21 protein-coding genes are annotated in these 20111 nt (G+C 43.9%); 5 read left to right on the top strand and 16 right to left on the bottom strand.

The features are described 5' to 3' along the window. Positions 1-18: 18 nt before the first annotated feature. From alaS to pncC, 4 genes are all read right to left on the bottom strand, one after another. A complete protein-coding gene (gene alaS, locus L7A31_RS07350) occupies positions 19-2601 on the bottom strand; it encodes an alanine--tRNA ligase (RefSeq protein ID WP_237360873.1) in 2583 nt (860 codons plus the stop codon). A gap of 173 nt (positions 2602-2774) precedes the next feature. Beyond that, complete coding sequence (gene recX / locus L7A31_RS07345; RefSeq protein WP_237360872.1) at positions 2775-3239, bottom strand: recombination regulator RecX; 465 nt, start codon at positions 3237-3239, stop codon at positions 2775-2777. Positions 3240-3322: 83 nt separating this feature from the next. Further along, positions 3323-4366, bottom strand: coding sequence for a recombinase RecA (gene recA / locus L7A31_RS07340; protein WP_237360871.1), 1044 nt, complete (start codon positions 4364-4366; stop codon positions 3323-3325). 198 nt (positions 4367-4564) lie between these two features. Then, positions 4565-5053: a nicotinamide-nucleotide amidase gene (gene pncC, locus L7A31_RS07335; protein ID WP_237360870.1), complete on the bottom strand. Its 489-nt coding sequence runs from the start codon at positions 5051-5053 to the stop codon at positions 4565-4567. Between the two features lie 84 nt (positions 5054-5137). Here pncC and mutS point away from each other — a divergent pair, with 84 nt between their 5' ends. Continuing rightward, positions 5138-7699: a DNA mismatch repair protein MutS gene (gene mutS / locus L7A31_RS07330; protein WP_237360869.1), complete on the top strand. Its 2562-nt coding sequence runs from the start codon at positions 5138-5140 to the stop codon at positions 7697-7699. A gap of 81 nt (positions 7700-7780) precedes the next feature. Here the strand turns inward: mutS and rpoS are convergent, their stop codons facing one another. From rpoS to folB, 11 genes are all read right to left on the bottom strand, one after another. After that, positions 7781-8773 (bottom strand): RNA polymerase sigma factor RpoS, encoded by a 993-nt coding sequence (gene rpoS / locus L7A31_RS07325; RefSeq protein WP_237360868.1) that lies wholly within the window; start codon positions 8771-8773, stop codon positions 7781-7783. A gap of 76 nt (positions 8774-8849) precedes the next feature. Beyond that, positions 8850-9743 (bottom strand): peptidoglycan DD-metalloendopeptidase family protein, encoded by an 894-nt coding sequence (locus L7A31_RS07320; protein WP_237360867.1) that lies wholly within the window; start codon positions 9741-9743, stop codon positions 8850-8852. Between the two features lie 21 nt (positions 9744-9764). Further along, on the bottom strand, positions 9765-10391 hold the full coding sequence (locus L7A31_RS07315) for a protein-L-isoaspartate(D-aspartate) O-methyltransferase (protein WP_237360866.1): 627 nt from the start codon (positions 10389-10391) through the stop codon (positions 9765-9767). Continuing rightward, the gene (surE, locus tag L7A31_RS07310; protein ID WP_237363526.1) at positions 10391-11140 is read right to left on the bottom strand and encodes a 5'/3'-nucleotidase SurE; all 750 of its coding nucleotides are present in this window, start codon (positions 11138-11140) and stop codon (positions 10391-10393) included. Before surE ends, L7A31_RS07315 begins: the two co-directional genes overlap by 1 nt. A 40-nt stretch (positions 11141-11180) precedes the next feature. Next, the gene (truD, locus tag L7A31_RS07305; RefSeq protein ID WP_237360865.1) at positions 11181-12224 is read right to left on the bottom strand and encodes a tRNA pseudouridine(13) synthase TruD; all 1044 of its coding nucleotides are present in this window, start codon (positions 12222-12224) and stop codon (positions 11181-11183) included. 60 nt (positions 12225-12284) lie between these two features. Then, the gene (ispF, locus tag L7A31_RS07300; RefSeq protein WP_237360864.1) at positions 12285-12761 is read right to left on the bottom strand and encodes a 2-C-methyl-D-erythritol 2,4-cyclodiphosphate synthase; all 477 of its coding nucleotides are present in this window, start codon (positions 12759-12761) and stop codon (positions 12285-12287) included. A gap of 10 nt (positions 12762-12771) precedes the next feature. Continuing rightward, positions 12772-13467 carry a 2-C-methyl-D-erythritol 4-phosphate cytidylyltransferase gene (gene ispD, locus L7A31_RS07295; RefSeq protein WP_237360863.1) on the bottom strand — a complete coding sequence of 232 codons (696 nt, stop codon included), beginning with the start codon at positions 13465-13467 and terminating at the stop codon, positions 12772-12774. Then, complete coding sequence (gene ftsB / locus L7A31_RS07290; RefSeq protein ID WP_237360862.1) at positions 13457-13747, bottom strand: cell division protein FtsB; 291 nt, start codon at positions 13745-13747, stop codon at positions 13457-13459. Before ftsB ends, ispD begins: the two co-directional genes overlap by 11 nt. 66 nt (positions 13748-13813) lie before the next feature. Next, positions 13814-14617 carry an undecaprenyl-diphosphate phosphatase gene (locus tag L7A31_RS07285; RefSeq protein WP_237360861.1) on the bottom strand — a complete coding sequence of 268 codons (804 nt, stop codon included), beginning with the start codon at positions 14615-14617 and terminating at the stop codon, positions 13814-13816. 15 nt (positions 14618-14632) lie between these two features. Then, on the bottom strand, positions 14633-15121 hold the full coding sequence (gene folK, locus L7A31_RS07280; protein ID WP_237360860.1) for a 2-amino-4-hydroxy-6-hydroxymethyldihydropteridine diphosphokinase: 489 nt from the start codon (positions 15119-15121) through the stop codon (positions 14633-14635). Beyond that, entirely contained in the window at positions 15118-15471 is a 354-nt protein-coding gene (gene folB, locus L7A31_RS07275) for a dihydroneopterin aldolase (protein WP_237360859.1), read from the bottom strand. Before folB ends, folK begins: the two co-directional genes overlap by 4 nt. A gap of 126 nt (positions 15472-15597) precedes the next feature. Here folB and plsY point away from each other — a divergent pair, with 126 nt between their 5' ends. Continuing rightward, positions 15598-16206 carry a glycerol-3-phosphate 1-O-acyltransferase PlsY gene (plsY, locus tag L7A31_RS07270; RefSeq protein WP_237360858.1) on the top strand — a complete coding sequence of 203 codons (609 nt, stop codon included), beginning with the start codon at positions 15598-15600 and terminating at the stop codon, positions 16204-16206. Positions 16207-16234: 28 nt separating this feature from the next. Here the strand turns inward: plsY and tsaD are convergent, their stop codons facing one another. Beyond that, positions 16235-17254 carry a tRNA (adenosine(37)-N6)-threonylcarbamoyltransferase complex transferase subunit TsaD gene (gene tsaD / locus L7A31_RS07265; protein ID WP_237360857.1) on the bottom strand — a complete coding sequence of 340 codons (1020 nt, stop codon included), beginning with the start codon at positions 17252-17254 and terminating at the stop codon, positions 16235-16237. 240 nt (positions 17255-17494) lie between these two features. Here tsaD and rpsU point away from each other — a divergent pair, with 240 nt between their 5' ends. The 3 genes from rpsU to dnaG all read left to right on the top strand — a co-directional run bounded on the left by rpsU (position 17495) and on the right by dnaG (position 20058). Further along, a complete protein-coding gene (gene rpsU, locus L7A31_RS07260; protein WP_001145625.1) occupies positions 17495-17710 on the top strand; it encodes a 30S ribosomal protein S21 in 216 nt (71 codons plus the stop codon). 27 nt (positions 17711-17737) lie between these two features. Continuing rightward, positions 17738-18181 carry a GatB/YqeY domain-containing protein gene (locus L7A31_RS07255; protein ID WP_237360856.1) on the top strand — a complete coding sequence of 148 codons (444 nt, stop codon included), beginning with the start codon at positions 17738-17740 and terminating at the stop codon, positions 18179-18181. A gap of 119 nt (positions 18182-18300) precedes the next feature. Next, positions 18301-20058 carry a DNA primase gene (gene dnaG, locus L7A31_RS07250; RefSeq protein WP_237360855.1) on the top strand — a complete coding sequence of 586 codons (1758 nt, stop codon included), beginning with the start codon at positions 18301-18303 and terminating at the stop codon, positions 20056-20058. Positions 20059-20111: the final 53 nt, after the last annotated feature.

Below are 20111 nucleotides of genomic sequence, written 5' to 3'. Positions count from 1 at the left end.
TGTTAAGGGCAAGTTTGTTTATAAGCGCTCTTCAATCCAGCTATCAACGCTTGCAAGCGCTGCTGGCAATGCTGCTGCATCGCTACCACCCGCTTGAGCCATATCTGGACGGCCGCCACCTTTACCACCCACTTGCTGGGCAACCATATTAACTAGCTCACCGGCTTTCACTTTTCCAGTTAGATCTTTAGTCACACCAGCAATTAGGCCAACTTTATCGCCAGCCACATTACCTAGCATGATAATCCCGCTACCAAGCTGGTTCTTTAGCTCATCAACCATGCCGCGAAGAGCTTTATTGTCTGCACCATCAAGCTGGGCAACCAATACCTTAACACCCGCAATTTCTTTTGCTTGGCTACTTAGGTTCGAGCTTGCTTGAGAAGCCAGCTTATCTTTCAGTTGAGCAATTTCTTTCTCAAGTGCTTTTGCTTTTTGTGCCGCTTCAGATAGTTTGTCTTCGTATTTTTCTTGCTGGGCATCAAGCGCATCTAGTGCTGCTTCACCCGTGACAGCTTCAATACGGCGGATACCTGCTGCAATACCACCTTCAGAAGTAATTTTGAATAAACCAATATCACCAGTGTTGTTTGCGTGAATACCACCACAAAGTTCAGTTGAGAAATCGCCCATCGACAATACGCGAACTTCGTCATCGTATTTTTCGCCAAATAGTGCCATTGCACCTTTTTCTTTCGCTGCATCGATATCCATAACATTGGTTTCGATATCGTGGTTTTGACGAACATGGGTGTTAACTAAACGTTCTACTTCTTTTATCTCAGCGGCAGTCATACCTTCTAGGTGAGAGAAGTCAAAACGTAGGCTTTCAGCCTTAACCAAAGAGCCTTTCTGAGTAACATGATCACCAAGCACTTTACGCAGTGCAGCGTGCAGCAAGTGAGTAGCAGAGTGGTTAAGTGAAATAGACTGACGACGCTCAGCATCTACTTTCGCATTCACAGCATCACCTTTTGCCAATACACCTTCTAGCATTTCACCATGGTGAGCGATGGCGTTACCCAGCTTCTGAGTATCTTCAACTTTGAATTGGCCTGCTTGAGTAACAATAACACCTGCATCACCACATTGACCGCCCGACTCAGCGTAAAACGGCGTGGAGTCAAGAACTAGAATTGCTTTTTCGCCAGCAGATAGTGACTCCACTGCTTGGCCATCAACGAAAATATCTGTGACTTTGCTTTCAGATTCAGTGCTGTTGTAGCCGCTAAATTCAGATGCTGTATCCACTTTAATAGCTGCATTGTAGTCAGTACCGAACTGCCCAGCTTCACGAGCACGTTGACGCTGAGCTTCCATTGCTTTTTCGAAGCCTTCTTCATCAATCGTGAAGTCACGCTCACGAGCAACATCGTTGGTTAAATCTGCAGGGAACCCGTAAGTGTCATAAAGTTTAAAGACTGTCTCACCGTCTAAAACCTTGCCTTCAAGGTTATCAAGAGCATCGCTTAAAATAGCCATACCACGCTCAAGCGTCTTACCGAAGTTTTCTTCTTCAATACGTAGTACTTTTTCAACAACTGCTTGCTGCTTTTTAAGCTCTAGGCCTGCACTGCCCATTACTTCAGCCAACACGCCAACAAGCTTGTGGAAGAAAGCTCCTTGTGCGCCAAGTTTGTTACCATGGCGAACCGCGCGACGAATGATGCGACGCAATACATAACCACGCCCTTCATTAGAAGGCATAACGCCGTCTACGATAAGGAAAGAGCAAGAACGGATATGGTCTGCAATAACACGAAGCGATTGGTTAGACAGATCTTCATATCCAATAACTTCTGCAGCAGCTTTGATTAACGCTTGAAATACGTCGATTTCATAGTTGGAGTGAACGCCTTGCATAATGGCAGAGATTCGCTCGATACCCATACCTGTATCAACCGATGGTTTAGGTAGTGGCTCCATCGTTCCATCAGCGTGGCGGTTAAACTGCATGAAAACGTTGTTCCAGATTTCAATGAAACGATCGCCATCTTCTTCTGGAGTACCTGGCTTACCACCCCAAATATGATCGCCATGATCGTAGAAGATCTCTGTGCATGGGCCACAAGGTCCAGTATCACCCATTTGCCAGAAGTTATCTGATTCGTAAGGTTTACCGCCTTTTTTATCACCAATACGAATAATGCTTTCTGCTGGAACACCAACTTTCTTATTCCAGATTTCAAATGCTTCATCATCAGTTTCATAGATAGTGACAAGCAAGCGCTCTTTTGGCAGCTTAAGAACTTCTGTTAGAAATTCCCATGCAAAAGCGATCGCATCTTCTTTGAAGTAATCACCAAAGCTGAAGTTACCTAACATTTCAAAGAATGTGTGGTGACGGGCAGTAAAGCCTACGTTTTCCAAGTCATTATGTTTGCCGCCAGCACGTACACAACGTTGAGCTGTCGTCGCGCGTGTGTACGCACGTTTTTCCAACCCTAAAAAGCAGTCTTTGAATTGGTTCATCCCTGCGTTAGTAAATAGCAGAGTGGGATCATTAGCTGGTACTAGTGATGAACTATCTACAATTTGGTGCCCTTTGCTTTCAAAGAACTTAAGGAACGCGTTACGAACCTCATCGGTGCTCATGTACATGCAGCTCTTCCTGAAATTTATTTAATCAATGCAAAATTTGCCGTATTGTAGACCATGGTTAAGGCTTCGACTAGAGCGCGTTGCCCTTTTGAGGTTAATTTTTGTTCGAATTACAAAATTTTTAGTCGAGCTTTAGGGGGAGTAATGGACGGAAGTAATTGAAGAAGGTCGCGTTAATCAGCCTGTTCTTCTAATGCGTAGCTTATCTGATCAAAGGAAAACCCTTTGTACTGTAAGAATCTAACTTGTTTGGCGTATTCTTTCGCATCTCGCGCTTTTTGCCCTTTAAACTTTTTAGCTGCCGTTTTCTTCGCGAGCTCAAACCAATCTTGAGGCTCTTCTTCTAAGGCCTGCTCTATCGTACTCTCATCAACTCGCTTATGCATGAGCTCTTGCTTGATTCGCCTTTCTCCATGACCTTTATATACAGCTTGTCTGATTTGGCTTCTAGCATACCTCAAGTCGTCCAAGTAATTGTGCTCACCACAGAACTCTATCGCCTGCTCTATCGAACATTCGTCATAACCCTTTAAAAGCAACTTTTGGGACAGTTCATATCGGCCATGATCCCGACGGCTCAATAGCTGCATAGCCGATTCAATTGATGAAATAGAAGGTGTTCTTTGCACAAAGCTCATCGGATTCCTTTGAAAGTTCGCTTGTGTAATATGATAAAGCCCTGCAATGCAGGGCTTTAAATAAGTAATCCATGTAGAATAAATTACAGTTCTTCTTGTGGAGCGACCGGCTCACCTTTTTCGTCTTTCTCGATTTGGACAGGCGCGAGCAGCATTTCACGCAATTTGCCATCGATCGTTTTTGCAGCTTCAGGGTTTTCTCTTAGATATTTACAAGCGTTAGCTTTACCCTGACCAATCTTGTCACCATTGTAGCTATACCAAGCACCTGCTTTTTCAACCAGCTTATTTTTCACACCAAGGTCAACTAGCTCACCTTCGCGGTTAAACCCTTGACCATAAAGAATCTGCGTATCAGCTTGCTTAAATGGTGCAGCGATTTTGTTTTTAACGACTTTAATACGAGTTTCGTTACCCACAACTTCGTCGCCTTCTTTAATTGAACCTGTACGACGAATATCAAGACGAACTGACGCGTAAAATTTAAGTGCGTTACCACCGGTTGTGGTTTCTGGGTTACCAAACATCACACCAATCTTCATACGAATTTGGTTGATGAAGATACACATACAGTTAGACTGCTTCAGGTTACCCGTTAGCTTACGCATTGCTTGGCTAAGCATTCGCGCTTGAAGACCCATGTGGCTATCGCCCATTTCACCTTCAATTTCAGCTTTAGGTGTTAGTGCCGCTACTGAGTCAACAACCATCACGTCGATAGCGCCTGAACGAGCTAACGCATCACAAATTTCTAGTGCTTGCTCACCTGTATCTGGCTGAGATACAAGCAATGCATCAATATCAACACCAAGCTTAGCGGCATAAATTGGATCAAGCGCATGCTCTGCATCGATGAACGCACAAGTCTTGCCAACTTTTTGCGCGGCTGCAATCAGCTCTAGTGTTAGGGTTGTTTTACCTGAAGACTCAGGACCATAAATTTCAACGATACGCCCCATTGGAAGGCCACCAGCACCAAGGGCAATATCCAGAGAAAGCGAACCAGTAGAGATAGTTTCAACATCCATGGTGCGGTTATCACCAAGACGCATGATAGAGCCTTTACCAAACTGCTTTTCAATCTGGCCTAAAGCTGCAGCCAGCGCTTTCTGTTTATTCTCGTCCATTACTTTCTCCGATCACTTTACTCATTGGGGGAGTATAATTTTTAGCTGAATTGCTTCTAAGATTCATACGCCTAGAAGCTCTCCTCAATAGTTGTAATTATACTGTAAATGCATACAGTGTCCACTGTACAAAACAAACTTTTTAGATGATGTTCAAAGATGTGATTTAACTCGTTGTCGGCGCTGAATTAATTTTTTCTACTTCGATGCATAATGTTCTAGCAGCACCTTTAACACGTGGCGTACCACCTGTTCACGCACAGATGTACGATCTCCAGCGAAGCGCTGAGTTTCAATTTGAAGCCAACCTGAAGCGTCAGCCCAAGCAAAACAAATGGTTCCAACTGGTTTCTCTTTAGTTCCACCACCAGGCCCTGCAATACCACTGACAGATACAGCTGTCGTAGCATTAGCATTTTGCAGCGCCCCCGCTACCATCTCTTTTACCGTTGCTTCGCTTACAGCTCCATAAGTTTGCAAGGTATCTAATTCGACTCCCAGCATTTCCATTTTCGCTTCATTGCTATAAGTAATAAAGGCGCGATCAAACCAGGCAGAGCTGCCTGCTACATCCGTAATTGCACTAGCAATACCACCACCAGTGCAAGATTCTGCGGTCACAAGTACTCGCTTATTTCGCAATAACGTTTGGCCAACATTCTCGCTGAGCTGCATTAGAGTTTCCATAGACAAAAGCCTTATTGTGTCTTTTCGCTGGCAAGGGATTCACGTATCCTAAGCCGCAATGGAAATAAACAAAAGAATTAACCTGTGAAAGCTGATCAAAAACACACTCCAATGATGCAACAATATCTTAGGCTCAAAGCTGAGAACCCTGATATTTTATTGTTCTATCGCATGGGAGATTTCTATGAGCTTTTTTATGAAGACGCCAAACGTGCCTCGCAATTGTTGGATATATCCTTAACCAAACGCGGCGCTTCAGCAGGTGAACCTATTCCTATGGCAGGCGTTCCTTACCATGCAGTTGAAGGTTACCTCGCTAAGCTTGTACAGCTGGGAGAATCTGTTGCTATATGTGAGCAAGTCGGCGATCCCGCTACCAGTAAAGGACCTGTTGAAAGAAAAGTTGTCCGTATCGTCACTCCGGGTACTGTCACCGATGAAGCGCTATTAAAAGAGCGCGTTGATAACCTCATTGCTGCTATCTATCACAACAGCGGCAAATTTGGCTATGCGACACTCGATATCACTTCTGGACGGTTCCAACTATGTGAACCTGAAACAGAAGAAGCCATGGCGGCTGAGCTGCAAAGAACCTCACCAACTGAATTGCTGTTTCCTGAAGACTTTGAGCCAGTGCAACTGATGGCGAACCGTCAAGGCAATAGAAGACGGCCTGTATGGGAATTTGAGCTGGACACGGCAAAGCAGCAGCTCAATCTTCAATTTGGCACAAAAGATCTAGTTGGCTTTGGCGTTGAAGATGCACAGCTAGGCTTATCCGCTGCTGGATGTTTAATCCAGTATGTAAAAGACACTCAACGCGCAGCCCTACCACATATACGCTCTCTAACTTATGATAAACAAGACAGCTCGGTCATATTAGATGCAGCAACGCGTCGAAATTTAGAAATTACTCAGAATCTTTCTGGCGGTAGTGATAACACACTAGCCGAAGTTTTAGATCACACTGCAACAGCTATGGGTAGCAGGATGCTTAAACGCTGGCTACACCAACCAATGCGCTGCACAGAAACTCTAAACCAACGTTTAGATGCTATTGGCGAGTTAAAAGAAAGCAGCATTTTTGCCGAGCTTAATCCCATCTTAAAACAGATTGGTGATATTGAGCGTATCATTGCTCGCTTAGCTTTACGCTCTGCTCGCCCAAGAGATATGGCTAGATTGAGACAAGCTTTACAGCAACTCCCTGAACTTGCAGCAACATCGGGCGAATTCGCGAACCACTACTTAGTAAAGCTTGCCCAATATTGCGCACCTATTGACGATGTATGCCAATTACTAGAAAAAGCAATCAAAGAAAACCCTCCAGTTGTCATTCGCGATGGCGGTGTGATCGCACCTGGTTACAATGCAGAGCTTGATGAATGGCGTGCGCTAGCTGAAGGAGCAACTGAGTATCTAGAAAAGCTAGAAGCAGATGAACGAGATCGTCATGGAATCGATACACTGAAGGTTGGTTACAACAACGTCCATGGCTTCTTTATTCAGGTTAGTCGCGGACAAAGTCACCTAGTTCCACCACATTATGTTAGACGACAAACTTTAAAAAATGCCGAGCGCTATATTATCCCTGAGCTAAAAGAGCACGAAGACAAAGTCCTAAATTCAAAGTCAAAAGCACTTGCCGTTGAAAAACAACTCTGGGAAGAGTTGTTTGATCTCCTGCTGCCAAACTTAGAAAAGCTGCAAAACTTAGCGTCGGCACTTTCGCAGTTAGATGTACTGCAAAATTTGGCCGAGCGCGCAGACACCTTAGATTATTGTCGCCCAGGTTTGACATCGAATGCTGGCATTAAGATTTTAGCTGGCCGTCATCCTGTTGTTGAGCAAGTCATGGATGAACCCTTCATTGCTAACCCAATTGATCTAAACCCTTCAAGAAAGATGTTGATCGTTACTGGTCCAAATATGGGTGGTAAATCTACCTATATGCGACAAACGGCGCTGATTGCTCTGCTCACTCATATCGGTAGTTATGTACCTGCGGAATCCGCTCAAATTGGTCCAATTGATCGTATCTTTACTCGAATTGGAGCCTCAGACGATCTAGCGTCTGGTCGCTCAACTTTTATGGTAGAAATGACGGAGACCGCCAACATTCTGCATAATGCGACGGAAAACAGTTTAGTCCTTATGGATGAAATTGGACGGGGAACCAGTACCTATGATGGTCTATCTCTAGCTTGGGCCAGCGCCGAATGGCTGGCCAGTAAAATAGGATCGTTAACTCTGTTTGCAACCCACTACTTTGAGCTAACAGAACTGCCCAATCAGATCCCAGCTCTTGCGAACGTCCACTTGGATGCGGTTGAGCATGGAGATAACATCGTGTTCATGCATGCAGTACAAGAAGGAGCTGCAAGTAAGTCGTATGGTTTGGCCGTTGCAGGGTTGGCGGGAGTACCTAAAAACGTTATTAAAAACGCACGATCAAAGCTAAATCAGTTAGAAAAAATGAGCCAGTATGCACCGAATGAAAGCACCAGCGTACCTGATGTAGCTAACCAGCTGAGCTTAATCCCAGAACCAAGTGAACTGGAAGAAGCGATGGCGAATATTGATCCCAATGATCTAACCCCTCGCCAAGCACTTGAAGAGCTTTACCGATTAAAAGCACTGCTTTGATATAGTCATTGATCTATTGGCATAAAAGCGAAGGGCCACTTCGATGAAGTGGCCCCTAGAAACAATGTCCAGTGCGCTGAATTACTCATCTTCTACACTGAATAAGTTCTCCATATTTAAGCCCTGTTTCACAAGGATTTCTCTTAAACGACGAAGGCCTTCCACCTGAATCTGACGAACACGCTCACGAGTTAAGTTAATTTCTCGACCAACCTCTTCTAAGGTTGATGGTTCATATCCGAGTAAGCCAAAACGGCGAGCCAGTACTTCTTTTTGCTTTGGGTTGAGCTCATCAAGCCAGTGGATAAGAGAAGATTTAATGTCATCATCTTGTGTAGATACTTCTGGATCAGAGTTATTCGCATCTGGAATGATATCTAGCAGAGCTTTCTCACCATCACCTCCAATAGGGGTATCTACTGAGCTCACTCTTTCATTCAGACGGAGCATTTTACTAACATCATCAACAGGTTTATCTAGTTGTAGTGCAATTTCTTCCGCCGTAGGTTCATGGTCAAGCTTTTGAGAAAGTTCTCTAGCGGTACGCAAGTAAATGTTCAGTTCTTTAACCACATGAATTGGTAAACGAATAGTACGAGTTTGATTCATCAATGCTCGTTCAATCGTTTGACGAATCCACCACGTCGCATAAGTTGAGAACCTAAATCCTCTTTCTGGGTCAAACTTTTCTACCGCACGTATCAAACCCAAATTACCTTCTTCGACGAGATCTAGTAACGCTAGGCCACGGTTACTATAACGGCGAGAAATTTTAACTACTAAGCGAAGGTTACTTTCAATCATGCGCTTACGAGCTGCTTCATCCCCACGAAGAGCACGGCGAGCATAAAGAACTTCTTCTTCAGCAGTTAATAGAGGTGAGAAACCAATTTCACCGAGATAAAGTTGAGTCGCATCAAGGCTCTTCGCCGATACCTCAAATTCTTCTTTTGCTTCTTCGGTGGTTTCTTTAGTGGTGGTAGTAGCAAGCTCTTCTTGATTCGAAAGCGAATCCATCGCTTCATTCTCAATATCGAACTCTTCAACTTTTGTTGCTGTGTTGCTGATACTCATAGTGCCTCCCCCTGGCGAGCTAGCAAGACATTACTACTTTATTAATGTCGCTACGTTTTACTCTAAACAAGTAAGTTTATGGTAAGTAGCGATTAGGATTCACCGACTTACCTTGATAGCGAATTTCAAAGTGCAAACGAACGCTGCTACTTCCTGAGCTGCCCATCGTCGCAATTTTTTGACCTGCTTTTACACTTTGTCCTTCGTGTACGAGCAACCGCTCATTGTGGGCGTAAGCACTGAGGTAATTATCATTGTGTTTAACAATCACTAGATTGCCATAACCTCTTAGTGCATTCCCCGAATAGACTACGGTTCCTCCGGCAGTAGAGACAATCGATTGACCCCGCCTTCCAGCAATATCAATCCCCTTATTGCCATGATCTCCTGCAGAATAGCTTTTAATGATTCTCCCTTTGGTAGGCCATAACCACCTAGATATTTTTTTATTTGGCGGCGATGTCTCATTTATAGATTTTTTAACATTTTGTTTACCTTTAGATTCAACATACTCTTTTGTTTTTGATTGATCAAGCCTATTTTTTGAGTATTTTTTATCCGTTTGTTGGTTTTTTGGTACGCTGTCACTAATAACTTGTTGATTTTTTTTCGACGCACTGGAAATTGCACTACTGGTAGGAGTTGTATATTTCCCAGTCCCTGCTCCTCCATATGAAGGAGCAACATAAGCAGGACGCCACAAATCTAATTTCTGGCCAGGGTGAATTGTGTAGGGTTTCTTTAAGTTATTATATCGAATGATATCTTTGACATCTTTGCCTGTGATATAGGAGATAAAATAGAGGGTATCTCCTTTCTTTACTTCGTAATAACTGCCGCGATAACTACTACGAGTGATCGAGCCATAATCCTTGTGCAGCCCCGATACAGGTGCAGGAGTTCTTGCAGTGCACGCAACTAACACACTGCAAAGTCCAATTAAAAGCGTTTTATTGGGCCAACGTATCATGGTTATTCGAGGTAAATATGCTTATGCTAAATCTCCCGCTACTAGCGGAACGAATCGAACCATTTCAACAATATCAGTAGAAAAGTCATCACCATGTCGAGTGATCTTTAACAGCTGCTGTTCATCATCACCAACAGGTATAACCATCACACCACCCTCACTCAATTGCCCTAATAGTGCGTCAGGAACAAATTCTGCCGCTGCAGTCACTATGATGGCATCGAATGGTGCTTTCGCTTCCCAGCCCTGCCATCCATCTCCATGTTTTGTTGAAATATTGTAAATATCTAGTTGTTTTAAGCGCCTTTTGGCATCCCACTGCAGAGATTTAATCCTCTCTATTGAGAAGACATGTTCAACTAATTGTGCCAGTACAGCGGTTTGGTAACCAGATCCAGTACCAATCTCTAAGACTTTGCTGTCATAGGATAAGTTCAACATTTCAGTCATTTTCGCAACAATGTAAGGCTGAGATATGGTTTGCCCTTGACCAATAGGCAATGCATTGTTGTCGTAGGCTTGGTGCATCATGGCTTGAGAAACAAAGTTTTCGCGTGGCAAACGGTATATCGCATCCAATACTCGTTGGTCACGAATACCACTAGAGACTAAAAAAGCCATCAGTCTATCTGCTTGCGGGTTTGTCATTAAGATTCCTTTAACCAATGTTCCATCGTTAAGAGTGATTCATGAGCAGTTAAGTCAACTTGCAGCGGCGTTATAGATACACGACCGCGCTCAATCGCATAGAAATCTGTGCCGTTGCCAGCATCTTGCTCTTTGCCAGGAGGGCCAATCCAATAGATCTCATGCCCTCGAGGATCTACCTGCTTTAACATAGGCTCGGCATGGTGCCTTGCACCTAATCGTGTCACTTCCAACTCCAATGACTGCACATCTGCAACATCCGGTACGTTCACATTAAGAAGCCGGTTCGTTGGTACAGGAAAACTAAGGTGCTGAACGGCTAACCGTTTGGCGATTTTCGCTGCTGTAGTAAAGTTAACTTTTCCAACTAAAGAGAACGCTATAGATTGTACGCCAAGAAAATGCCCTTCCATGGCAGCTGCTACCGTACCTGAATAAAGTACATCATCCCCTAGATTCGCACCATGATTGATGCCAGATAGTAAGAGATCAGGCAGATCATCTTTCATCAATTCGTTCAAAGCAAAGTGAACACAATCCGTTGGCGTTCCTTGCACCGAATATATGTTCGGTTCTATTTGATTAACTCGTAGAGGTTGTTCGAGAGTAAGAGAGTTTGAAGCTCCACTACGGTTTCGATCTGGAGCAACAATAGTTATTTCTGCAATGTCCGCAAGCTCTTCGGCTAGAATTCGGATCCCCTTTGCATGAACACCATCATCGTTGCTTAGTAGAATTTTCAATGTAATCCCTGTCTTGCTGTATTAGTTCCGATTACTTTTCAAATCGTTAGTAACTGCGCTCTGCTTCGCTAGCCAAAGCCAGCTCACGCACAATTGAAGTAGCAAAACTGCCGGCACTCAGTGAAAAAGAAAGAGTGACAGTGTCCTTTTCAACTTGCCACTGAAGGTTTTCAGGATGAAGTGCAATAGCTCTTCTATCATGACGCATCCTATTGCCTCTAATCAGTGACATCAAATCAGGTTCTGCATCTAGATGTTTCTGCTCCAGCTCAAGCGCTTGTTGCTTTGTTGGTAGCTCATTGTCTCCCGGAAGAGCCGCCGTAATCGCTACGTCACGTTTTTGCAACGACTGGTTAAGCTGCCCTATGTTCTGCTCTGTTACATCGGAAAGTGTAGAGTCTTTTTGCGCAATATCGCCAACAATAAGCTGGTTAAAGTACTGTTTTTCTATTCTCTCCGACAAAATTGTATTAAAAATCCAAGAACGAGCAGCAGATAGGTACATGCTACGCTTGTTTGCATTTCGAGTACGTACATTATCTTTTCCCCAGCGGCGAGCCTCATCTATGTTCTTGCCATCATTGCCAAAGCGTTGACTACCAAAATAGTTTGGCACACCTTGCTGGGCTATTTGTTTCAGCCTTTTTTCAACAGACTCAACATCGCTTACTTCCGATAGCGTAACAGTAAAATCATTGCCAACAAGATCACCTGGACGAAGCTTTTTGCTATGCCATTGTGTTTCCAGTATTTCGATTGAAGGGTATTGTTTCAAAAATGCCGAGAAGTCAGGCTGCTCCCCTTTCGGTAGACGAACGCTTAGCCACTGCTCTGTCACAGCATGACGATCTTTTAAACCTGCCCAACTGACATCTTTCGACTTAACACCGCAAGCTTTAGCGAGCTCATTGGCAACAAAAGTTGTGTTCTCTCCTGTTTTACGCACGCGAACCATTAAATGCTCACCTTGCCCTTCGAAAGTAAAACCTAGATTTTCTCTCACCTGGAAATGCTCTGGTTTTGCTTTGATTGTGGCAGTAGCAGTTGGCGCGCCGTATAGGTAAGCCAAAGAGGATAATTGATCAGACATGTAAATTTTCCGTCGAAATAGTGGTGCTATGCAGCATTTAGCTGCCATAGAGAGTTACAGTTAGCGTTTGATAAGTAGAACGACTGCCTCAGTGGCAATGCCTTCTTTTCTGCCCGTAAAGCCCAACTTTTCCGTAGTTGTTGCTTTTACATTTACATTTCGAATATCCGTTTCCAAATCAGTGGCAATTGTCGTACACATTTCTTCAATATGCGGCGCCATTTTGGGAGCTTGTGCCATGATAGTGATATCCAAGTTACCTAGAACATAGCCTTGCTCTTTAACTTGTCGGTAAACTTCTTTCAAAAGTTCACGACTGTCAGCTCCTTTCCATTTGTCATCAGTATCTGGAAAGTGTCGACCGATATCACCTGCGGCGATTGCACCAAGTAATGCATCACAAAGTGCATGCAAGGCTACATCACCATCCGAATGGGCGACTAAACCCTGTTCATAAGGAACAGAAACACCACCGATAATAACAGGGCCTTCTCCACCAAATTTGTGTACATCAAAGCCATGACCGATTCGAATCATTGTCATTCCTCTAATCTCGATTTAAGTAAAAAGTGGCAAGTTCAAGATCTTCGGGCTGCGTGATCTTGATATTGTCTGCTCGACCTTGAACAAGCAGCGGTTGAAAACCAGCCCATTCAATTGCTGAGGCTTCATCCGTGATGACAGCTCCACTGTTTAACGCGTTTTCAAGCGCTGATTTCAACTGTTCAGATCGAAACATCTGTGGAGTTAACGCATGCCAAAGGGAGGTGCGTTCAACGGTATGTTCTATATTTTGGCCTTTTCCTGAGCGTTTCATCGTATCTCGAACAGGTGAAGCCATAATCCCGCCTACTTGGTGCGCAGTTGCTTGTTGAATTAGCTTATCCAAATCGGAGTGTCGCACACATGGCCTTGCTGCGTCATGTACCATGACCCACTCAGTCAGTTGATTTTCAGTAACATAATTCAATGCAGACAAAACCGAATCCGCTCGCTCATTGCCTCCACTAACTCGAATTACATCTTTGCACTCATTAAGCGACAGCTTCTCGTAGTAGGGGTCCTGATCCGAAACTGCAATCACGACTTTTGAAACTCTAGGATGCGATAAAAGCTTATCAACCGTGTGCTCTAAGATTGTTTTCTTGCCGATAGCCAAATACTGTTTCGGACGATCCGCCTTCATGCGGCTCCCGACTCCAGCAGCTGGTACAATGGCAACAACCGAGTGCTCAGTTGCCATATGATTTTGCTCCATTCGTTACGCGATAAAAGGTCTCACCTTTTTTAACCAAACCTAACTCGTGGCGCGCTCTTTCTTCAATGGCATCGAGCCCTTGTCGCAGATCCTCAATTTCCGCAAACATTTCTTCATTGCGGTTTTTTAGAGTCGTATTCACTTTTTGCTGAGCAGTAATTTCACTACTTACGAGTTTGTAGTCGGTAACACCATTCTTACCAAGCCACAATTCGTATTGTAACCACCCGAGTAAGATTACTAGGGCTAAGGTAAAGATTCGCATAACATTGTATCTATTGAGGGTATTGTTAGGGAACATATATTACAGAAACAAGCAATGGATATCTCGTTAACTTAGTAATAAAAACCCAAATAGTACAACTCCCAAGGTTAATCGATAGATAACAAATGGCAGCATGCCTATTCGATTAATCAGAGCAAGGAAGTAGTGGATACAAACATAGGCACTGACAAAAGAAGTAGCTATACCCGTTAGCAGGAATCCAACATGTACTGGCTCTCCGCTCGTTACGAGCTTGAGACCTAGATAACCACCTGCAAGTAAAATAATAGGAATAGACATTAAGAAAGAAAATCGAGCAGCAGCTTCACGTGTAAAACCTAAATGCAGAGCAGCTGTCATAGTGATCCCTGATCTCGACGTGCCGGGAATCATTGCAAGCGCCTGAGAAACACCAATAAACAGCGACTTTTTCCAATCCGCTGTGTATTCATCATCCGTTAGTGAAGAGCGTTTATCTGCCCACCAAAGCAGCAAGCCAAATACGATTGTCGTTGTAGCGATAACCCAAGCACTGCGTAAATACAGTTCGATAAAGTCTTTCATCAACAAGCCAAATAGTGCAGCAGGAATGGTTGCGATGATGATCATCCATGCCAGCTTAGCTTCTTTACTACGGTCACCTTTAAAAATAGAAGCAAAAAATGCGCTAAGCAGATCAATCACTTCCTGCCGGAAATAGATCACAACTGCCGCTAAAGTGCCGACATGTACCGCGACATCAAAGGCTAATCCCTGATCTTCCCAGCCCAAAATTGCAGAAGGTAATATTAAATGCGCAGAACTTGAGATAGGTAAAAACTCTGTTAGCCCTTGAATAAGGGCCAACAAAAACGACTCCATGTAACTCATACTTTCCGTTGCCTGTTAAATGTCGAACCAACGCTCGACAGGTTTGAGAGAATCTAGCTGCTGTGAATCTTGCCAGACTTGACGAATACTTTTGCTATCAGATGGTATGACTCTATCTGGGCAAAGTTCATATAACGGTTGGATAACGAATGGATATTTATATATATCCACTCTAGGGATCTGAGGGTTCTGCTCTGAAATTTCTTCACCAAACAAAATCAAATCCAAGTCGAGTGTACGATCTTGATATTTGTCGCTATTTTCTTTTCGTCCCCAATCGAATTCTATTTCACGTAATCGACGACTGAATTCAGTTAAGGTTAAGTTGGTTTGTAACTCTACAACAAAGTTGTAAAAGGGCTGGCCGTCAAACCCTAGCGCATCACACTCATAAATAGTCGAAACTTTTAAATCGCATCCAAGCTTCGACAATTCGCTTACCGCCACTTCAGAGTGCTTACAAGGGTCTATATTTGAGCCTACCCCGATATAGGCTACAATCATAAGCTGCCTCGCTCAATCACCACGCCAACACCCTTTGCTTGAGGAACCGCACCGGGTTTCGTCAGGCGAATTTTTATCCATGGCACTGAAAACGTCGACATGATTAACTCGGCAATTTCTTCCGCTACTCGCTCTACCAATAAGAAACGGCCAGACTCAATATGAGTCAAAATTGCTTCACTCACTTTGGCATAATCCAGTGCATCTTGCACATCATCGCTCAACCCTGCAGGGCGATTATCATGCGCCATTTCAATATCTAGCACTAACTTCTGTTTTATTTCCTGTTCCCAATCGTAAACGCCAATGGTTGTGATTGCTTCTAACTGCTCGATAAAAACTTTATCCATGGTAAATCGCATCCTATACAGCACATAGCCGAAGTTTGAGAAAAAAATCGTACTAAATTTGGAGATTCGCGATATCATACCAACTAGTTGGACACAGAGCATTATTTTCAAGTAATAAGAAAGACCATGACCCCATTAACACTTGCGATAATCATTTTTGCTTATCTGCTAGGCTCGATCTCGAGTGCAGTGTTAATTTGTCGCCTGTTAAAACTCCCCGATCCAAGAGACTCCGGCTCCAATAATCCCGGAGCCACTAACGTACTCAGAATAGGCGGAAAAAAAGCAGCGATAGCCGTTTTGCTTTGCGACATGTTAAAAGGCACCATTCCAGTCTGGGGAAGTTACTACTTAGGCGTAGATTCCGTCATGCTTGGCGTGATCGCAATTGCCGCATGTCTTGGGCATATGTATCCGATTTTTTTCCACTTTAAAGGTGGTAAAGGCGTCGCAACTGCTTTGGGATCGGTAGCACCTATCGGACTTGGCTTAACCGGACTCATTGTCGCCACTTGGCTGACGATTGTGGTGATCTTTCGTTATTCTTCGCTTGCTGCCATCATCACCGTATTGCTTACACCACTTTATACTTGGATGATCAAACCTCAGTTCACTCTGCCCGTTGCAATGCTGTGCTGCCTGATCGTGCTACGTCACCATCAAAATATTCGTCGTTTGTTCGAAGGCACAGAGCCTAAAATCGGCGACAAAGAAAAAACGGCCGCTAATAAATAGCGACCGTTTTCTTTAATATTGATTACAACTAGCCTTTGATAGGCTCTAACTCATCAATAGGCCAGCGCGGTCGAACTTGGATAGATAAGTCTGCCACTTCATCATTCTTCAACCTTTGCATTCCTGCATAAGCGATCATCGCACCATTGTCGGTACAAAACTCGGTACGTGGATAATAGACTTCTCCACCAATCTTATTCGCCAATTCTTCCAAGGATTTACGTAACTGTTTGTTAGCACTCACTCCGCCCGCAATAACAATGCGTTTCATGCCTGTTTGCTTTAAAGCACGCTTACATTTGATAACCAACGTATCGCACACTGCTTCTTGGAAAGCATAAGCAATATCAGCACGAGTCTGCTCATCATTGTCATTGGCTGCAATTGTATTTGCGGTAAATGTTTTTAAACCAGAGAAGCTCATATCAAGCCCCGGACGGTCGGTCATAGGGCGAGGGAATTTGAACCTTCCCGGATTACCTTTCTCTGCCAATCGAGACAAAATTGGGCCTCCTGGATAATCCAACCCCATTAGTTTAGCTGTTTTATCAAATGCTTCACCCGCCGCATCATCAATGGATTCACCAAGAATGGCATATTCACCGATCCCCTTCACTTCCACTAGCATCGTGTGACCACCAGAGACTAACAAAGCGATAAACGGGAATGGTGGTGGCGTATCTTCCAACATTGGCGCAAGCAAATGCCCTTCCATGTGGTGTACTGGCACTGCCGGTATATCCCAAGCATACGCTAAGCTACGACCAATTGACGCTCCTACCATCAGCGCCCCAACTAAGCCCGGGCCAGCAGTGTAAGCCACACCATCAATGTCTTTCGATGTTAGGTTTGCATCTGCTAATGCTGCTTTTATTAGTGGTATCGTTTTTTTCACATGATCGCGAGAAGCAAGTTCAGGAACAACACCGCCATAGTCGACGTGCAGATCCACTTGGCTATATAACTGATGAGAAAGCAGTCCTTTCTCATCATCGTAAATTGCAATACCTGTCTCATCACAGGAAGTTTCAATGCCAATAATGCGCATAGTTATCTCAGAATGCTGTGTCTAAATTTCAAAATTGGCGCAATCTTACCTTGCCTTTCATCAGCAAACAAATTTTGTACAGACTATAATCGACAAAAGGCTTTACAAAGCCACTCGGATCGGATTAAAATTCCGCACCATTTTTGATCTAGCTGGTTAACGACCAATCAAAGCGAAAAATCCTTTGAGTTGAGTCAAAAGATGCCAGCATTAACGAATAACCCCTGAGGTGAAAGGCATATGCCAGTAGTTAAAGTACGTGAAAACGAACCGTTCGACGTTGCACTACGTCGTTTCAAGCGCTCTTGCGAAAAAGCAGGTATCCTATCTGAAGTACGTCGTCGCGAGCACTATGAAAAACCAACAACAGTTCGTAAACGCGCTAAAGCAGCAGCTCAAAAGCGTCACGCTAAGAAGCTAGCTCGCGAAAACGCACGTCGTGTACGTCTGTACTAATAGCTAGGTTCTAAAGGGAATTTAGCTATGGCTCTTATTGAACAACTCAAAGAAGAGCAAAAATCAGCGATGAAAGCCAAGGACAAACCGCGCCTTGGCACTATCCGTTTAGCCCTATCAGCAATTAAGCAACGTGAAGTCGACGAACAAATCACCCTAGGTGACGAAGACATCATCTCTGTGCTGACCAAAATGGTTAAACAACGTCGCGATTCTGTCGCTCAATATGAATCAGCAGGTCGCCAAGATCTAGCCGATGTCGAAAAAGCAGAAATTACCGTACTTGAGGAATTTATGCCTCAAGCGCTTAGCGAAGATGAAGTTGCAGCTCTTGTTGAAAGTGCTATTACTGAATCTGGTGCGGCCGGTATGCAAGACATGGGTAAAGTGATGGGTGTGCTTAAGCCAAAGATTCAAGGGCGAGCAGACATGGGCAAAGTAAGTGGTTTAGTTCGCTCTAAACTCTCTTAAGCTCAAGTAAATTTTCAGCAAACCGTGCTATCCTTTGGGACGCGCGGTTTGTTTGTCTTTGGCCTTTAGTGGTTTAAAGAAGGCTTCCCTATCAATAGTTTCCTTATTTATTAGGTTTTATGGCAGGACACATCCCAAGACAATTTATTGATGATCTCCTAGCTCGTCTTGATATCGTTGACGTGATCGACGCGCGAGTAAAACTTAAAAAACAAGGAAAAAATTACGGCGCTTGCTGCCCCTTCCATAACGAGAAAACCCCTTCATTTAGCGTAAGCCAAGAGAAACAGTTCTATCACTGCTTTGGCTGTGGTGTACACGGTAATGCCATTGACTTCTTGATGGAGTATGAACGCCTCGATTTTGTAGAAACCATCGAAGAGCTTGCTTCCTTGGTCGGTGCAGAAGTCCCAAGAGAACAACGTAATCCAAACGCACCTCAATCTAATCAGCCTCGTGCTAACAGTGAGCAAAAAAGAAACCTCTACGATCTCATGGCCAGCATTGGTCAATTTTATCGCCAGCAACTTAAGCAATCGCAAAATCGCTCTGCCATCGATTATTTAAAGCAACGTGGCCTATCTGGTGAAATCGTACAGAAGTTTGGTATTGGTTATATCTCTGATGAGTGGGATTTAATTCGCAAGAACTTTGGTCAAACTCAAGAGACTCAAGACATGTTAGTCTCTGGCGGTATGTTGATTGAGAACGACAAAGGCAACCGCTACGACCGTTTCCGTGGCCGAGTTATGTTCCCGATCCGAGACAGGCGTGGACGAGTCATCGGTTTTGGTGGCCGTACTCTTGGCGATGGCACCCCAAAATACTTAAACTCACCAGAAACACCTATCTTCCATAAAGGCAAAGAGCTCTACGGCTTATACGAAGTGCTTCAGGCTCACCGTGAACCAGAACAAATATTAGTGGTTGAAGGCTATATGGACGTGGTCGCGCTCGCGCAGTACGGAGTGGATTATTCCGTTGCATCACTTGGCACCTCTACAACTGGCGATCATCTTCAAGTACTGTTTAGGCAAACCAATACGGTTGTGTGTTGTTATGACGGCGACAGAGCAGGTAAAGAAGCGGCTTGGCGTGCATTAGAAAATGCCCTAACGTACCTAAAAAGCGGACACACTCTAAAATTTCTATTTTTGCCAGATGGTGAAGACCCAGATAGCTATATTCGTCAGCACGGCCGCGAAGCATTTGAGACAAAAGTGGCAGAAGCAACACCTCTTTCAAGTTACTTATTCGATAACTTGATTGAGCTTCACCAAATTAATTTAGGTAATAATGAAGGTAAATCAGCGCTGCGAGCTCAAGCCTCTAACCTAATTAATAAAATCCCTGACCCGTACTTCCAAGAGCTGCTAGAAAAAATACTCGATGAACGTACCGGATTTGATAATCAGCTTAGGCAGAAAAAAAAGCCAGCAAGGCAAGTAACTCATAATCCTAGAAAAGAGATAAAGCGCACTCCGATGCGTGAAGTAATTGCTTTGCTAATTCAAAATCCGAGCTATGCTGAAATGGTACCCGACCTCTCAAGTATTAAAGAGTTAGCCTTACCGGGATTAAGTTTATTTATGGAGGTGCTTGAATATTGCAACAGCCATCCCCATATAAAAACGGGCCAACTGCTAGAACAGTGGCGAAATAAAGAAAATGAGACCCTTCTGTCTCGTCTCGCAAGTTGGAATATCCCACTTAACGAAGACAACCAAGAAGATATTTTTTTGGACTCATTGGACAATATACTTGCCCAATGTGTTGAGAAACAAATTGAGAACCTGCAGGCCAAAGCAAGAAGTGTCGGTTTATCAACCGAAGAAAAGAGGGAGCTACAAGCTTTAATGCTTGATTTAAAAGCGTAACCCTGTTTGATTAGTCAGCAATGAAAAAATTTGTTAGTATACGTGGTTTGCAT

It is taken from the genome of Vibrio marisflavi CECT 7928 (assembly GCF_921294215.1).
Lineage (GTDB): Bacteria > Pseudomonadota > Gammaproteobacteria > Enterobacterales > Vibrionaceae > Vibrio > Vibrio marisflavi.
This window is presented reverse-complemented; position numbering and strand designations above follow the sequence as displayed.

Coding starts and splice junctions, on each gene's coding strand:
- plsY (WP_237360858.1), top strand. CDS start 15,598: ATGACCCCATTAACACTTGCGATAATCATTTTTGCTTATCTGCTAGGC.
- truD (WP_237360865.1), bottom strand. CDS start 12,224: ATGTCTGATCAATTATCCTCTTTGGCTTACCTATACGGCGCGCCAACT.
- L7A31_RS07320 (WP_237360867.1), bottom strand. CDS start 9,743: ATGATACGTTGGCCCAATAAAACGCTTTTAATTGGACTTTGCAGTGTG.
- dnaG (WP_237360855.1), top strand. CDS start 18,301: ATGGCAGGACACATCCCAAGACAATTTATTGATGATCTCCTAGCTCGT.
- L7A31_RS07315 (WP_237360866.1), bottom strand. CDS start 10,391: ATGACAAACCCGCAAGCAGATAGACTGATGGCTTTTTTAGTCTCTAGT.
- pncC (WP_237360870.1), bottom strand. CDS start 5,053: ATGGAAACTCTAATGCAGCTCAGCGAGAATGTTGGCCAAACGTTATTG.
- L7A31_RS07255 (WP_237360856.1), top strand. CDS start 17,738: ATGGCTCTTATTGAACAACTCAAAGAAGAGCAAAAATCAGCGATGAAA.
- ispF (WP_237360864.1), bottom strand. CDS start 12,761: ATGATTCGAATCGGTCATGGCTTTGATGTACACAAATTTGGTGGAGAA.
- recA (WP_237360871.1), bottom strand. CDS start 4,366: ATGGACGAGAATAAACAGAAAGCGCTGGCTGCAGCTTTAGGCCAGATT.
- rpoS (WP_237360868.1), bottom strand. CDS start 8,773: ATGAGTATCAGCAACACAGCAACAAAAGTTGAAGAGTTCGATATTGAG.
- folB (WP_237360859.1), bottom strand. CDS start 15,471: ATGGATAAAGTTTTTATCGAGCAGTTAGAAGCAATCACAACCATTGGC.
- recX (WP_237360872.1), bottom strand. CDS start 3,239: ATGAGCTTTGTGCAAAGAACACCTTCTATTTCATCAATTGAATCGGCT.
- L7A31_RS07285 (WP_237360861.1), bottom strand. CDS start 14,617: ATGAGTTACATGGAGTCGTTTTTGTTGGCCCTTATTCAAGGGCTAACA.
- ftsB (WP_237360862.1), bottom strand. CDS start 13,747: ATGCGAATCTTTACCTTAGCCCTAGTAATCTTACTCGGGTGGTTACAA.
- ispD (WP_237360863.1), bottom strand. CDS start 13,467: ATGGCAACTGAGCACTCGGTTGTTGCCATTGTACCAGCTGCTGGAGTC.
- alaS (WP_237360873.1), bottom strand. CDS start 2,601: ATGTACATGAGCACCGATGAGGTTCGTAACGCGTTCCTTAAGTTCTTT.
- tsaD (WP_237360857.1), bottom strand. CDS start 17,254: ATGCGCATTATTGGCATTGAAACTTCCTGTGATGAGACAGGTATTGCA.
- folK (WP_237360860.1), bottom strand. CDS start 15,121: ATGATTGTAGCCTATATCGGGGTAGGCTCAAATATAGACCCTTGTAAG.
- rpsU (WP_001145625.1), top strand. CDS start 17,495: ATGCCAGTAGTTAAAGTACGTGAAAACGAACCGTTCGACGTTGCACTA.